Here is a 14232-nt window from a genome sequence, read left to right as displayed (position 1 = left end):
ACAGCAAACCCAAGCGCACCCAGCGCCCGCACCTCACTCCTCATACGCATCCAACGGCGGGCACGAGCACACCAGGTTCCGGTCCCCGAACGCCTGGTCGATGCGCCGCACCGGCGGCCAGTACTTGTCCGCGACGGAGACCCCGGCCGGGAAGACCGCCTCGTCCCGGGTGTACGCGTGCTCCCACGCCCCGCCCAGCGCGGCGGCGGTGTGCGGCGCGTTCCGCAGCGGGTTGTCCTCCGCCGGCCACTCCTCCGCGCCGACCTTCTCGATCTCGGCACGAATGGCGATCATCGCCTCGCAGAACCGGTCGAGTTCACTCAGATCCTCCGACTCGGTGGGCTCGATCATCAGCGTCCCGGCGACCGGAAAGGACATCGTCGGCGCGTGGAACCCGTAGTCGATCAGCCGCTTGGCCACATCGTCCACGCTCACACCGGTCGCCTTGGTCAGCGGGCGCAGATCAATGATGCACTCGTGCGCGACCAGCCCGCCGGGCCCGGTGTAGAGCACGGGATAGTGCGGCTCCAGCCGCTTGGCGATGTAGTTGGCGGACAGCACGGCCACCTGCGTGGCCCGCTTGAGCCCCTCGCCGCCCATCAGCCGCACGTACGCCCAGGAGATCGGCAGGATCCCCGCCGAACCCCACGGAGCCGCCGAGACCGGCCCCACGCCCGTCTCCGGACCGGCGGCCGGCTGCAACGGGTGGTTCGGCAGATACGGCGCCAGGTGCGAGCGCACCGCCACCGGACCGACGCCGGGACCACCGCCGCCGTGCGGGATACAGAAGGTCTTGTGCAGATTCAGGTGCGAGACGTCGCCGCCGAAGTGCCCCGGCTTGGCCAGCCCCACCAGCGCGTTGAGATTGGCCCCGTCGACATACACCTGCCCACCGGCCTCGTGCACCTGGGCGCAGATGTCGGCGACATGCTCCTCGAACACGCCATGGGTCGACGGGTACGTGATCATCAGCACGGCCAGTTCGTCCCGGTGCTGCTCGATCTTCGCGCGCAGGTCCTCGACGTCGATCTCGCCGTCCCCGGCGGTCTTCACGACGACCACCTTCATGCCCGCCATCACGGCACTGGCGGCGTTGGTCCCGTGCGCGGACGACGGGATCAGACACACGGTCCGCTGCTCGTCCCCGTTGGCCCGGTGGTACCCGCGCACCGCGAGCAGCCCGGCCAGCTCGCCCTGCGACCCGGCGTTGGGCTGCAACGACACCTTGTCGTACCCGGTGACCTCGGCGAGACGTTCCTCCAGCTCCCGGATGAGCGTCAGATACCCCTGCGCCTGCTCGGCGGGCGCGAACGGGTGCAGCTGTCCGAACTCCGGCCAGGTCACCGGCTCCATCTCGGTCGTCGCGTTGAGCTTCATCGTGCAGGAACCCAGCGGGATCATGCCGCGGTCCAGCGCGTAGTCACGATCGGCCAGCCTGCGCAGATAGCGCAGCATCGCCGTCTCCGAGCGATGCCGGTGGAAGACGGGGTGGGTCAGGAACTCGTCACTGCGCAGCGCCCCGTCCAACAGGACGTCCCCGGACACGGCGTCCAGCGCCTCGATGTCCCCCTCGACCCCGAACGCGCGCCATACGGCACGCAGCTGGGTCCGCGTGGTCGTCTCGTCGCAGGCGATGGACACCTGGTCGGCGTCGACGAGCCGCAGGTTGACCCCGTTCTCCCGCGCGGCGGCCACGATCCCCGCCGCCCGGCCCTCGGCCCGCACGGTGACCGTGTCGAAGTAGGTTCCGTGCACGACCTCGGCCCCGCCGCTGCGGAGCCCGGCCGCCAGAACGGCCGCGTACCGGTGCGTACGCCACGCGATGGTGCGCAGCCCCTCGGGCCCGTGGTACACGGCGTACATCCCGGCCATCACGGCGAGCAGCACCTGCGCGGTGCAGATGTTGCTGGTCGCCTTCTCGCGCCGGATGTGCTGCTCCCGCGTCTGGAGCGCGAGCCGGTACGCCTGGTTCCCGTCCACGTCCACCGAGACACCCACGAGCCGGCCCGGCAGGCTGCGCGCGTACTTCTCGTGCACCGCCATGTATCCGGCGTGCGGCCCGCCGAAGGCCATCGGCACCCCGAACCGCTGGGTCGTGCCGATCGCGATGTCCGCTCCCAGCTCACCGGGCGACTTCAGCAGCGTCAGCGCCAGCAGATCGGCGGCCACGGTGACCACCGCGCCCAGCCCGTGCGCCTGATCGACGACCGCCTTGATGTCCCGTACGGCCCCGGAGGCGCCCGGGTACTGGATCAGTACGCCGTTGATCTCCCGCCCGGCCACCTCGGCCGGAATGCCCTCGCTCAGGTCGGCGACGACGACCTCGACGCCGGTCGGCTCGGCCCGCGTCTCGATCACGGCGATGGTCTGCGGCAACGCGTCCGCGTCGATCAGGAAGAGGCCCTTCTTGTTCTTCCCCATGCGCCGGGACAGTGCCATCGCCTCGGCGGCGGCCGTGCCCTCGTCCAGCAGCGAGGCCCCGGAGGTCGGCAGCCCGGTGAGGTCGGCGACCATGGTCTGGAAGTTCAGCAGCGCTTCCAGCCGCCCCTGCGAGATCTCCGGCTGATAGGGCGTGTACGCCGTGTACCAGGCCGGGTTCTCCATCACATTGCGCAGCACGACGGGCGGCGTGAACGTCCCGTAGTACCCGAGCCCGATCATCGGGTCGAGCACCTGATTCCGGTCGGCCAGGGAGCGCAGCTCGGCCAGCACCTCGGCCTCCGTGCGCGCGCCCGGCAGGTCCAGCGCGTCGGCGTTCTTGATCACGTCCGGGACGGCGGCGGCGGTCAGCTCGTCCAGCGAGCCGTAACCGACCTGGGCGAGCATCTTGGCCCGCGCCTCCTGGTCCGGGCCGATGTGCCGCTGTTCGAAGGGGATTCCCTGCTCAAGCTCGGAGAGCGGAGTGCGATGGGCGGTCATTGCGGAGGCCTCCTGGTCTGACGCGACCTTCGAGGGGCACCACGGCGCGGTAGCCCCGACGGCCTCCCCCTCTGTCATCACAACCTGAGAGCTTCACCGGACAGACGTCCGGCTTTCACCGTCGGTGAGGGCGGCAGCCGTCGGCGACCGCCCTGCTTTCCAGAGTGACCTCGTCCGTGCGGTACGGGGGCCTGAGAGATTCCGGGGAGGATTTGCTCCTTCGGCGCCTCCGGGACTCTCCGGAGGACTCTCCCGCACGGGGTCAGCAGCCGTTTGTCAGCCTACCAGCGCGCTCTCCGCACGGACCTTCGAGTGGCCGCGTTCCCCAATGTGCTCTTTCGTAGTGCTTACGGATGAGTTGCGACCACGTGGAGGGACCGTGCAGACCGACATCGATCCGCGCAACCTGATCGGCCGCAAGGCGTTCGACCGCAACGGCACCAAGATCGGCACGATCGACGAGATCTACCTCGACGACGCGACCGGCGTGCCCGAGTGGGCCGCCATAAGGACGGGCCTGTTCAGCCGGGACGCTTTCGTGCCCCTGGAGCCCAGCGAACTGATCGAAGGCACTCTGCACGTCCCCTTCGACCGCGCCCTGATCAAGGACGCCCCCGACTTCGGCGTCGGCCGCCATCTCTCCCCCGAACAGGAACTCCAGCTCTACCACCACTACGGCCTGGACGTCGCCGCCCCACCGTCCGTACCGGACCGAGACTTCGGCCGGGTCGCGGGCCAGGACGAGACCACCTGACCCACGGGCCCGCCCACCCCGCAGTTCGAAACCGGAGCCGGACCACGACCGGCCCACTCCCACGCACCCACGCACCCACGCACCCACGCACCCACGCACCCACGCACCCACGCAAACGCTTCCCTACGCACGGACACGCCTCCCCCCAACCCTGCTCACCAGGCCCACGCCGCCCGGCCCAGCTCAAGCACCCACCGACGCTCTACACCCTCCCCCCATCACCCTCGCCCCACCACACAGACACGCCCCTTCACACCACCAGCACCAGCACCAGCACCAGCACCCAACCTCCCTCACCCCACCCCCCTCACCCCCAAATCCCCCACCACCAACGGCAACGGATCCGCCGGCTCCAGCTCCGGATCCTCGGTCCGAAACGTCCGCACCCGCCCCGCCCGCTCCGACTGCGGTGTCTCGAACCGCACGGTCACCCGCCCGAGCCCGCTCCCCTGCACCCACCCGTGCCCCGCGGGCCACCGCCGCTCGGCGTGCTCCTCCGCTTCCGCACGCTCCCCCTCCTGGGGGTGCTCCTCCGGATGCTCGTCCGCCAGCACCCCCGCGGCCTGCGCGAACAGGTCCTCCTGCGTGAAATCGGCGAGCCCGCTGACCCCGACCCCCAGCAGCCGCACCCCACCCGTCGTGTCCACGGACTCCAGCAGCCGCGCGGCGGCCTCCCGCACCACCGCCGGATCGTCGGTGGGACCCCGCAGCGTCTCGGACCGGGTGAGCGTCGAGAAGTCGTACCGCCGCACCTTCAGCACGATCGTCCGCCCCGACAGCCCGGCCCCTCTGAGCCGCCGCACACACCGGTCGGCCAGCCGCTGCACCTCCAGCCCGACCCGCACCCGGTCATGGATGTCCACGTCGTAGGTGTCCTCCACCGACACCGACTTGGTCTCCCGCTCGGCGACCACGGGCCGGTCGTCGCGGGCCAGCGCCATGGCGTAGAGAGCGTGCCCATGTGCCTTGCCCAGCAGCCGGACGAGTTCGTCCTCGCCCGCCTCGGCCAGCTCCTCGACCGTGGTGATCCCGGCCCGGCGCAGATGATCACCGGTCGCCGGCCCCACCCCGGGCAGTGTCCGCACCGGCAGGGGCGCGAGCAGCGCCCGCTCGGTCCCCGGCTCGATCAGCACCAGCCCGTCGGGCTTGGCCTGCTCGGAGGCGATCTTCGCCAGCATCTTGGACGCGGCGAGCCCCACCGACCCGGTCAGCCCCGTGGCGGCCCGTATGTCCGCGCGCAGCTTGATCCCCGCCAGCCGCGCCGATTCACTGTCCCAGGCCGTCTCCCCGGCCTCCAGGTCCACGAACGCCTCGTCCAGGCTCAGCGGCTCCACCAGCGGCGACAGCGCCCCCAGCAACGCCATCACCTGCTCGCTGACCGACCGGTAGAACCCGAACCTGGGCACCAGATACGCGGCGTTCGGCGCCAGCCGCCGCGCCTGCGCCATCGGCATCGCCGAGTGCACCCCGAACACCCGGGCCTCGTAGGAGCAGGTCGCCACCACCCCGCGCGGCCCCAGCCCTCCCACGATCACCGCTTTCCCGCGCAGGCTCGGCTTGGACGCCTGCTCCACCGAGGCGAAGAAGGCATCCATGTCGAGATGCAGGACCGTGGGTGTTCTCCTCACACCTACGATGCTGCACCACACCACTGACAACGCCCCGCCGCGACGAGACACGGGCCGCCGTGGAGGCCGCGTCCGGGCCCGGAACGCCGGGCGCGGAGCCGCTCAGACGGCCCGGTTGCGCCGCCGCGCCAGCTCGTCCGCCGGGTTGTGGCCGACCAGCGTCTCACCGGTGTCGATGCGCTCCCCGTGCAGCTGCGAGAGCGCGCCCTCCACATCCCGCCACACCACGCCCACGGCGATCCCGAAGATCCCCTGCCCGCCCTGGAGCAGCGCGTGCACCTCGTCCGGCGAGGTGCACTCGTAGACCGTGGCGCCGTCGCTCATCAGCGTCATCCGCTCCAGGTCGCGAAAACCGCGCTCGCGCAGATGCTGGACCGTGGTCCGGATGTTCTGGAGCGACACCCCGGTGTCCAGGAAGCGCTTGACGATCTTCAGGACGACGACGTCCCGGAAGCTGTACAGCCGCTGCGTCCCCGACCCGTGCGCGGGCCGTACGCTGGGCTCGACGAGCCCGGTGCGGGCCCAGTAGTCCAGTTGCCGGTAGGTGATGCCGGCGGCGGCGCAGGCCGTCGGACCGCGGTAGCCGATCTGCTCGGACGTCATCGACGTCGCCCCTCCGCTGGTGGGCACGGCCGTCGGTCGCTGCGCAGCCTGACCGGTCGTGCTGCCGTGAAGCGGGTACGGACCGCTCTCCCCGAGACTGCGCCCGGGGGCACCCCCAGCCGTACCGTCGCCGCTGCTTCTCACGCCGACCTCCGTCCTTGACCTGCCTTCTCGACGGTAGGCAGTCACCGAGGGTGCGTCAACGATCGCCACACTCGGCACGCCGAGTGATAATCACCCCAGGAGTGGTTTCCCGTGTCCCACCGCGGGGAAAGGCTAGCCGAATGCGCCGACGGTGAGCCGCAGGACGCTCTCACACGCCCCTGGCATTTGCCGGGCCGAAGCGGTACGAGTCCCCGAAACAGTAAGGCCCGGCGCACACCGTGTGTCCGCCGGGCCGTCCATGTCTCACTGGCTGCTGGTGCCGAAGTCCTCGGGCGAGATCTGGTCGAGGAACTCGCGGAACTTCTCCACCTCGTCCTCCTGCTCGTCGGGGATCGCGATGCCCGCGTCGTCGAGCACTCCGTCACTGCCGTAGATCGGCGTTCCGGTGCGCAGGGCCAGCGCTATGGCGTCGGACGGACGGGCGCTCACCTCGACGCCGCTGGCGAAGACCAGCTCGGCGTAGAAGACGCCCTCACGCAGATCCGTGATGCGCACCTCGGTGAGTTCCTGGCCGACGGCCTCCAGCACGTCCTTGAACAGGTCGTGGGTCAGCGGCCGGGCGGGCGCCATGCCCTGCTGGGCGAAGGCGATCGCCGTCGCCTCCCCCGGCCCGATCCAGATGGGGAGGTAACGGTCGCCTCCCACTTCACGCAGGAGCACGATCGGTTGGTTGGAGGGCATTTCGACCCGGACACCTACGACATCGAGCTCGTTCACACAGCAACCCTAGGCCGTGCCCGGGATATTTGGGTAGTCGGGACGTCCACAGGTCCGGATCCGGTCGTGCCGCGGCGGCACGTCCGCCCCTCAGGGCAGCCGCACCCCGAGCGCGGACTGCACCAGCGCCGCGTGCAGCTTCACGGCGAGCCCCGCCAGCTCCTTCGTACGGGCCTCGGCATGGGCCCTGGTCTGCGGATTGCGGTGCCGCCGCAGCGGCGCCACCACCTGGTCCACCAGCCCGGCCTCCCGGTCGGCGGCGGCCTTCATCACCCGCAGATGCCGAGGCTCGATCCCGGACCGCCCGAGTTCCACCACCAGCGAGGCCACGGTGGCCGCCTCCGCGTCGTACACGCCCTCCGCGACCGGGGCGATCAGCCCGTACGACTCCCATTCCGCGAGTTCCTCGTCGCCGATGCCGGCGGCGGCCAGCAGCTCGGCGCGGCCGATCCGGGCCGCCGTGGGCGCGTCGGACGGCTCGGAGGCGCCCTCACCGCCCCGCGCCCGGCCCAGCGCCGGCAGCTGTACGTCCTCGCCGCGCTCCATCGCCTCCAGGTGCTCGCGGATCACCTTCAGCGGCAGATAGTGGTCCCGCTGCATCCGCAGCACATGACCGAGGCGCTCGACATCACCGGCGCTGAACTTGCGGTACCCCGACGGGGTCCGCTGCGGCTCGATCAGCCCTTCCGACTCCAGGAACCGGATCTTGGAGATGGTGACCTCGGGGAAATCCTCCCGCAGCACGTTCAGCACCGTGCCGATGCTCATCAGCCCGCTGTCCGTGGCGGCGGCGCCGTGACCGGCACCGCCGCTCGGTGTATGGAGCATGGACCTTCCCTGGGATTCCCGGACCGTGTCCGGTGAGGTCAGATGACCTGCCGGCTCGCGTAGAAGACGAGCCGGTACTTGCCGATCTGCACCTCGTCGCCGTTGTGCAGGGCGACCTGGTCGATCCGCTCGCGGTTGACATATGTGCCGTTCAGGCTGCCGACATCGGCGACCGTGAAGGACCCGTCCGGAGCGCGCCGGAACTCGACATGGCGGCGCGAGACGGTCACGTCGTCCAGGAAGATGTCGCTCTGCGGATGGCGCCCGGCCGTGGTGAGGTCGCTGTCCAGCAGGAAGCGGCTCCCGGAGTTCGGCCCGCGGCGCACCACCAGCAGGGCCGAGCCCAGCGGCAGCGCGTCGACCGCGGCCTGCGCCTCGGGCGACAGGGCCGGGATCTGGGTCTGCCCGGTGACCTCGGAGTCGTACGCCTCAAGGCCGCTGATCGAGATCGTGGACGTCGTCTCGGACGCCCGCTCGGGGACCACGCCGGGGCGCAGGGGCGCGCCGCAGTTGGAACAGAAGCGGCTGTTCTCCGCATTGCGGTTGCCGCACCTCGAACACACCAGGGCCGACATCGACGGATCCTCCTGCCGCGGCTGCCCCGCCGGGGAATGGGACGCGTACGGATCGGGCGAAAACCCTCCACCCGTACTTGAGGTTGACGGTTGCCCGAAACCTATGCCTCCGGCCTGGGCAGGGTCAACCGACGGCGCGCCCGGACCACCCACCTGGTCCCGGAACAGCGGGCGCTGCCCTTCCGCGTCGGGCTGTGCGCGATGGCGGGCCGTCGCGTTGCCGCTGCCCTCTCGCGAGCTCTTGCCGAACAACTTCGCAAACAACTTCACGGGCGATTCCCCTTGACCGAAACAGACCCGCCCGTGGGGCAGGACGAACCCTGACTGCATACTCCGGCTGACCCGGACACCCTCACAACGTCCGTAGCCACCGGACAGTTTCCACCACGCACCACATGTTCGGTGCGCCGACCCCCCGCAACCTCATGCCCTGCTCCGACGCCCCCCATGCACCCCCGGTTCACTGGGAGGACGACCGAGCGTAGTCAGGCTGCTCCGCGGCTCGCAAGGCGTCCACGACGATCTTGTCCGCCCGCTCGACGGTCACCGTGGCCTGCTCCTTCTCAAGCGTCTGCACCACGCCTCCTGGGATGTTGAGCGCCGGCTCCAGATCCTGCGGCTTGCCGATGACCTGGAAACGATAGGGCGCGTTGATCTTGTTCCCGTCGACGCCGACTCCGTTCCCGGAATCCGTCAGATAGGTGTCCGCGACCACGCGCACGCCGTTCACCTGGACCGCCTCCGCGCCGGCGGCGCGCAGCTCCTGGATCGCGTCGAGCAGCATGTTCGCCTCGACCGTCCCCTTCGCGTCCTCGATGGTCATCGTGATTCCGGGCCCCTGGGCGGCCACCGTGCCCGCCAGGATGCCCAGTTGCCGTTCCTTCTCGACCGTCTGCCTGAGGGCTTCCTCCGCCTGGTCCGAGCTGTTCTCCAGCTCCTCCCGCTGCTTCTCAAGCCCCTGCTTCTCGTCCTCAAGACGCTCAGTCCGGTCGTCCAGTTCATCGAGGATGCGCACAAGATCCTCCTGCCGGGCACCACGCAGAGCACTGTCACCGTCACTGTACGAAGCGACCTGGACGGCGAGCCCGAACCCGAGCCCGAACAGCAACAGCGCGACGATGAGTTGCGCGCGCGTCACCCGCGGCGGCCACAGCCCCTGCGCCAGCCGCTGCCGGCCGGTCAGCGACGGCTCCCCCCGCCGCTCGGGCTCCTCGACGGAACCTGGCTGCGCCGGGATCTCCTGGGGCAGCTCCTTGCGCAGCGGACTTCCGTGCGCCCCGTGCTGGTTGCTCATCGCCTCACGCCCGGAAGACATGCCGGCGGATCGCCGCGGCGTTGGAGAAGATCCGGATACCGAGCACGACCACGACCCCGGTCGACAGCTGGGCGCCCACGCCCAGTTTGTCGCCCAGGAACACGATCAGCGCGGCGACGACCACGTTCGACAGGAACGACACCACGAAGACCTTGTCGTCGAAGATGCCGTCGAGCATGGCCCGCAGTCCCCCGAAGACGGCATCCAGTGCCGCCACCACGGCGATCGGCAGGTAGGGCTCGACGACCGCCGGAACCTCGGGCCGGACCAGCAGTCCGGCCACGACTCCCACGACGAGGCCCAGTACGGCGATCACGATGTGCCTTTCTCAGTCTCGGTTCTCGGCTCTGCGGTCTCGGTACCGGGCCGCGCGGTGCGCACCAGCACGCTGGGCGCGCCCGGCAGCCGGAGGTCCTCATGAACGGAAATCGCCGTCCGGATCCCGAAGTTCTCCTGGAGGGCATGCAGATAGAGCCCGTCCGCACTGTTCTGGAACTGGGTGCTCATCCGGTCCCCGTCCCCCACCGCGAGCACCGTGTACGGGGGCACCAACGGCCGGTTGTCGACCAGTATCGCGTCACCCGCGGCCCTGATCGCCGACAGCGCCGTCAGCCGCTGCCCGTTGATGGAGATGGCCTCGGCGCCCGACTCCCAGAACCCGTTGACCACGCGCTGCATGTCATGGTCACGCACCCGGCCCGTGTCGGAGAAAGCCGACGTCCCGCGCGGATCCGAACCCCCCTCGGCGGAAGCCTCCTTCGCGTCGTTCACAACCAGCTTCACACCGGGACCATGCACCTCGACGGCTCCGGCCAGGACGCCCACCAGATCGGTCCCGTCGCCGTCCCCGCTCTGCTGGAGCGCCGCCCGCTGCCGCGCCGCCACATCGTCACGCAGCCCCTCGACAGCGCTCTCCAGATCGTCCGCCGCCGTGGTCTCCTGGTCGATGCGATCGATCAGTTCCTCGCGCTCCTTGGCCACCACCGGAGCGGAGACCCGCGCCTGCGCCGCCCCCACGGTCACCACCAGGGCCGCCAGTACGAGCCCCGCGGCGAGCCCCAGCTTCGCGCGCAACGTCCTCGGCGAGCCTCCCTCACCGGCGGCCTTCCTACGCTCCGCGGCCTGGGCGTATCCGTCGTCGAGGCTGTGGTCCATCACATTGGTGAGCAGCGACATGGACGCGTCCGGGCGTGACGCACGCACGCGCGCGGGAGTGCTCCGAATGCGGGGCTGCTGCGGCATGCCGCACATCGTCGCACGTCGCGGCCACTACCTCCGAATGGCCCTACGCGCGTGCCGGGCGGGCCCCCTAGGGGCACCTGTCCGGCACGCGCGCGTGCCGCTCTTCTACCGCCCGGCGCTGTCCACCACGGCCGCCCACTCGTCGAGCAGGGCCTGAGCGGAGGCATCGTCCGGCCCTTCCGCCCACAGATGGGTGACGGCCTCGGCCGGGTCGGGCAGCACCATCACCCAGCGCCCGTCGGTCTCCACCACCCGCACCCCGTCCGTGGTGTCCACGAAGCGATCTCCGGCCGCCTCGACGACCCGCCGCATCACCAGGCCCTTGACCGCCCACGGGGTCGCCAGATCCCGCTTCAGGACGTGCGCACGCGGAATCCGCGCATCGATCTGGCTCAGCGTGAGCTGCGTCCGCGCCACCAGCCCGATCAGCCGTACGAACGCCGCCGTACCGTCGAAGACACTGCTGAACTCCGGGACGATGAACCCGCCCCGGCCGTCCCCGCCGAAGATCGTCGACTCGTCCCGCCCGACCCGGGTCAGATCGTCGGGCGAGGTGGTCGTCCACTCCACCTGCGTGCCGTGGTAAGCCGCCACCTGCTCGGCGATCCTGGTCGTCGTCACCGGCAGGGCCACCCGCCCGCTGCGCCGCTCGGCGGCCACCAGGTCGAGCATCACCAGCAGGGCCCGGTCGTCCTCGACGATCCGCCCCTTCTCATCGACCAGCGACAGCCGCTCACCGACCGGGTCGAACCGCACCCCGAACGCCGCCCGCGCGGAGGCCACGATCTCGCCCAGCCGCACCAGCCCCGACCGCCGCGCGTCCGCCGACTCCGTGGGCCGCGACTCGTCCAGACCTGGATTGATCGTCAGCGAGTCCACCCCGAGCTTGCCCAGCAGACTCGGCAACACCAGCCCCGCACTACCGTTCGAAGCATCGACCACGACCTTCAGCCCGGACTCCGCGATCCCGGTCGTGTCCACATTCCGCAGCAACGAACCCGTGTACGAATCGAAGACACTGGCCGGAAAATGCAGGTCCCCGATCTCCCCGGGGAACGCCCGCCGATACTCCTGCCGCGCAAAGACCCGGTCCAGCTTCCGCTGACTGCCCTGCGACAGATCAGCGCCCTGCCCGTCGAAGAACATGATGTCCACGGAATCAGGCACCCCGGGCGTCGTCCGGATCATGATCCCACCGGCACTCCCCCGAGCAGTCTGCTGCCGCGCCACAGGCAGCGGTACGTTCTCCAGATCCCGTACGTCGATGGCGCTGGCCTGCAAGGCGGAGATCACCGCCCGCTTCAGCGCGCGTGCGCCACGGGAGTGATCCCGCGCGGTCGTGACGGTCGACCCCTTCTTCAGGGTCGTCGCGTAGGCGCCCGCGAGCCGTACCGCCAGTTCCGGCGTGATCTCCACGTTGAGAATCCCGGAGACACCCCGAGCCCCGAACAGATGCGCCTGTCCTCGCGACTCCCAGATCACCGAGGTGTTGACGAAGGCGCCGGCCTCGATGGTCTTGAAGGGGTAGACCCGCACATTGCCCTGAACGATCGATTCTTCACCGATCAGGCACTCGTCCCCGATGACCGCCCCGTCCTCGATCCGGGCTGCCCGCATGATGTCGGTGTTCTTCCCGACGACACAGCCCCGCAGATTGCTGTGCTGCCCCACATACACGTTGTCGTGCACCACGGCCTTGTGCAGAAAGGCCCCGGATTTCACGACGACGTTCGACCCGACCACCGTGTGTTCACGGATCTCCGCCCCGGCCTCGACCTTGGCGTAGTCGCCGATGTAGAGCGGCCCGCGCAGCACCGCGTCCGGATGGACTTCCGCGCCTTCCGCGACCCAGACCCCGGGCGAGATCTCGAACCCGTCGATCTCTACGTCGACCTTGCCCTCCAGGACGTCGGCCTGCGCCTTCACATAGCTCTCGTGCGTGCCGACGTCCTCCCAGTAGCCCTCGGCCACAAACCCATAGATGGGTTTGCCTTCCTTCATCAACTGCGGAAACACATCGCCGGACCAGTCGACGGGCACGTCGGCCTCGACATAGTCGAAGACCTCGGGCTCCATGACGTAGATACCGGTGTTCACCGTGTCGGAGAAGACCTGACCCCAGGTCGGCTTCTCCAGGAACCGCTCGACCTGGCCGTCCTCGTCGACGATGGTGATGCCGAATTCCAGCGGATTGGGGACACGCGTCAGACAGACGGTGACGAGCCCGCCCTTCTCCTTGTGGAAATTGATCAGCTCGGTCAGATCGAAGTCGGTCAGCGCATCACCGGAGATGACGAGGAAGGTATCGTCCTTCAGCGCCTCCTCGGCGTTCTTGACGCTTCCGGCGGTACCGAGTGGCTTCTCCTCGTTGGCATAGGTGAGCTCCATTCCGAGCTCTTCACCGTCACCGAAGTAGTTCTTGACGAGCGATGCCAGGAACTGGACGGTTACTACTGTCTCGTTGAGCCCATGCCTTTTGAGCAGCCTCAGAACGTGCTCCATGATCGGCCGGTTGACTACCGGCAGGAGCGGCTTGGGCATGCTTGAGGTCATAGGGCGAAGGCGTGTGCCCTCGCCACCGGCCATCACGACGGCCTTCATGTCGGAAGCGTCCTCCTCTAAGAGACGACGGTCTAGCCGACTTCACCCGTCCGAATTGTCCCGCACTTTTCCTCTGCGGGCCATCGCGCCGTTACGGGCCGCGCCTATCGGCGAGCTCAATCGGCCGTGGCGTCCGCGCGAACCAGACGGCGGACTTGCACCACATACTGCACTCCTGCCCACCAATACAGCGTTGTACCCCATCCGGCGAACGCCCATCCGAAAATAGCAGCCAGTGACGCGATCCATCCACTTCCGTCACTGAGCAGGAGCAGGGGGAACGCATACATCAGGTTGAAGGTAGCCGCCTTCCCGAGGAAGTTCACCTGGGGCGGTGGATAGCCGTGCCGGCGGAGGATTCCCACCATCACCAGGAGAACCAGCTCCCGCGCCAGCAGTACAGCCGTCAACCAGATGGGCAGGATCTCACGCCATGTCAGTCCGACCAGAGTAGACAAAATGTAGAGCCGGTCAGCGGCCGGGTCGAGAAGCCGGCCAAGGCTGCTGATCTGATTCCAGCGCCGAGCGAGCTTGCCGTCCAGGTAGTCGCTGATCCCACTCAGAGCGAGCACCAACAGCGCCCATCCGTCGCTCTTGGGACCTCCGAACTCGGGCCTGAGAATCAGCCACAGGAAGAGCGGCACACCGACGAGCCGGGCCATACTGAGGATGTTGGGGATGGTGAGCACACGGTCCGTCTGGACGCGAGTCTCCTGGACCTCCACCCGGGGGCCTCCTGTGGGAAATGAGCCAACGATGCCCCCCGACCCTACCTCAACGCAAAAAAGCGTTGGCTCTTGGGCTGTACAGCCCAAGAGCCAACGCTCTAAGAGAAGTTCGGCGGGGGCCAACAAACCCACAGGGTACCCCCAGCAAAACCAAACG

12 protein-coding genes and 1 riboswitch are annotated in these 14232 nt (G+C 69.1%); of the genes, 1 reads left to right on the top strand and 11 read right to left on the bottom strand.

Translation table 11 applies throughout. The features are described from left to right. Positions 1–33: 33 nt before the first annotated feature. Complete coding sequence (gcvP, locus tag ACFRFC_RS29965; RefSeq protein WP_382690995.1) at positions 34–2919, bottom strand: aminomethyl-transferring glycine dehydrogenase; 2886 nt, start codon at positions 2917–2919, stop codon at positions 34–36. 169 nt (positions 2920–3088) lie between these two features. Beyond that, positions 3089–3184: riboswitch (glycine riboswitch) on the bottom strand. Positions 3185–3298: 114 nt separating this feature from the next. On the opposite strand from gcvP, the gene ACFRFC_RS29960 reads away from it, so the two are divergent. Then, positions 3299–3673: a PRC-barrel domain-containing protein gene (locus tag ACFRFC_RS29960; RefSeq protein ID WP_382690992.1), complete on the top strand. Its 375-nt coding sequence runs from the start codon at positions 3299–3301 to the stop codon at positions 3671–3673. A gap of 293 nt (positions 3674–3966) precedes the next feature. On the opposite strand, the gene ACFRFC_RS29955 is transcribed toward ACFRFC_RS29960, so the two are convergent. The 10 genes from ACFRFC_RS29955 to ACFRFC_RS29910 form a co-directional block, all read right to left on the bottom strand. Further along, positions 3967–5301, bottom strand: coding sequence for a DNA polymerase IV (locus ACFRFC_RS29955; RefSeq protein ID WP_382690989.1), 1335 nt, complete (start codon positions 5299–5301; stop codon positions 3967–3969). A 102-nt stretch (positions 5302–5403) separates the two neighbouring features. Next, a complete protein-coding gene (locus ACFRFC_RS29950) occupies positions 5404–6048 on the bottom strand; it encodes a MerR family transcriptional regulator (protein WP_382690986.1) in 645 nt (214 codons plus the stop codon). A 264-nt stretch (positions 6049–6312) separates the two neighbouring features. Then, complete coding sequence (locus ACFRFC_RS29945; protein ID WP_004002801.1) at positions 6313–6786, bottom strand: bifunctional nuclease family protein; 474 nt, start codon at positions 6784–6786, stop codon at positions 6313–6315. A 90-nt stretch (positions 6787–6876) separates the two neighbouring features. Continuing rightward, positions 6877–7614, bottom strand: coding sequence for a MerR family transcriptional regulator (locus ACFRFC_RS29940; protein WP_382690983.1), 738 nt, complete (start codon positions 7612–7614; stop codon positions 6877–6879). A 38-nt stretch (positions 7615–7652) separates the two neighbouring features. Then, a complete protein-coding gene (locus ACFRFC_RS29935; protein ID WP_382690981.1) occupies positions 7653–8519 on the bottom strand; it encodes an FHA domain-containing protein in 867 nt (288 codons plus the stop codon). Between the two features lie 130 nt (positions 8520–8649). Further along, on the bottom strand, positions 8650–9483 hold the full coding sequence (locus ACFRFC_RS29930; RefSeq protein ID WP_382690978.1) for a DUF881 domain-containing protein: 834 nt from the start codon (positions 9481–9483) through the stop codon (positions 8650–8652). Positions 9484–9487: 4 nt separating this feature from the next. Next, complete coding sequence (locus ACFRFC_RS29925; RefSeq protein ID WP_003988855.1) at positions 9488–9820, bottom strand: small basic family protein; 333 nt, start codon at positions 9818–9820, stop codon at positions 9488–9490. Then, on the bottom strand, positions 9817–10755 hold the full coding sequence (locus ACFRFC_RS29920) for a DUF881 domain-containing protein (protein WP_382690975.1): 939 nt from the start codon (positions 10753–10755) through the stop codon (positions 9817–9819). Before ACFRFC_RS29920 ends, ACFRFC_RS29925 begins: the two co-directional genes overlap by 4 nt. Positions 10756–10851: 96 nt before the next feature. Further along, positions 10852–13347 (bottom strand): sugar phosphate nucleotidyltransferase, encoded by a 2496-nt coding sequence (locus ACFRFC_RS29915; protein WP_382690973.1) that lies wholly within the window; start codon positions 13345–13347, stop codon positions 10852–10854. A gap of 116 nt (positions 13348–13463) precedes the next feature. Further along, complete coding sequence (locus tag ACFRFC_RS29910; protein ID WP_382690970.1) at positions 13464–14072, bottom strand: CDP-alcohol phosphatidyltransferase family protein; 609 nt, start codon at positions 14070–14072, stop codon at positions 13464–13466. Between the last annotated feature and the right edge of the window lie 160 nt (positions 14073–14232).

The organism is Streptomyces sp. NPDC056734, assembly GCF_042790455.1.
In the GTDB taxonomy this organism is placed as follows: Bacteria; Actinomycetota; Actinomycetes; order Streptomycetales; family Streptomycetaceae; genus Streptomyces.
This window is presented reverse-complemented; position numbering and strand designations above follow the sequence as displayed.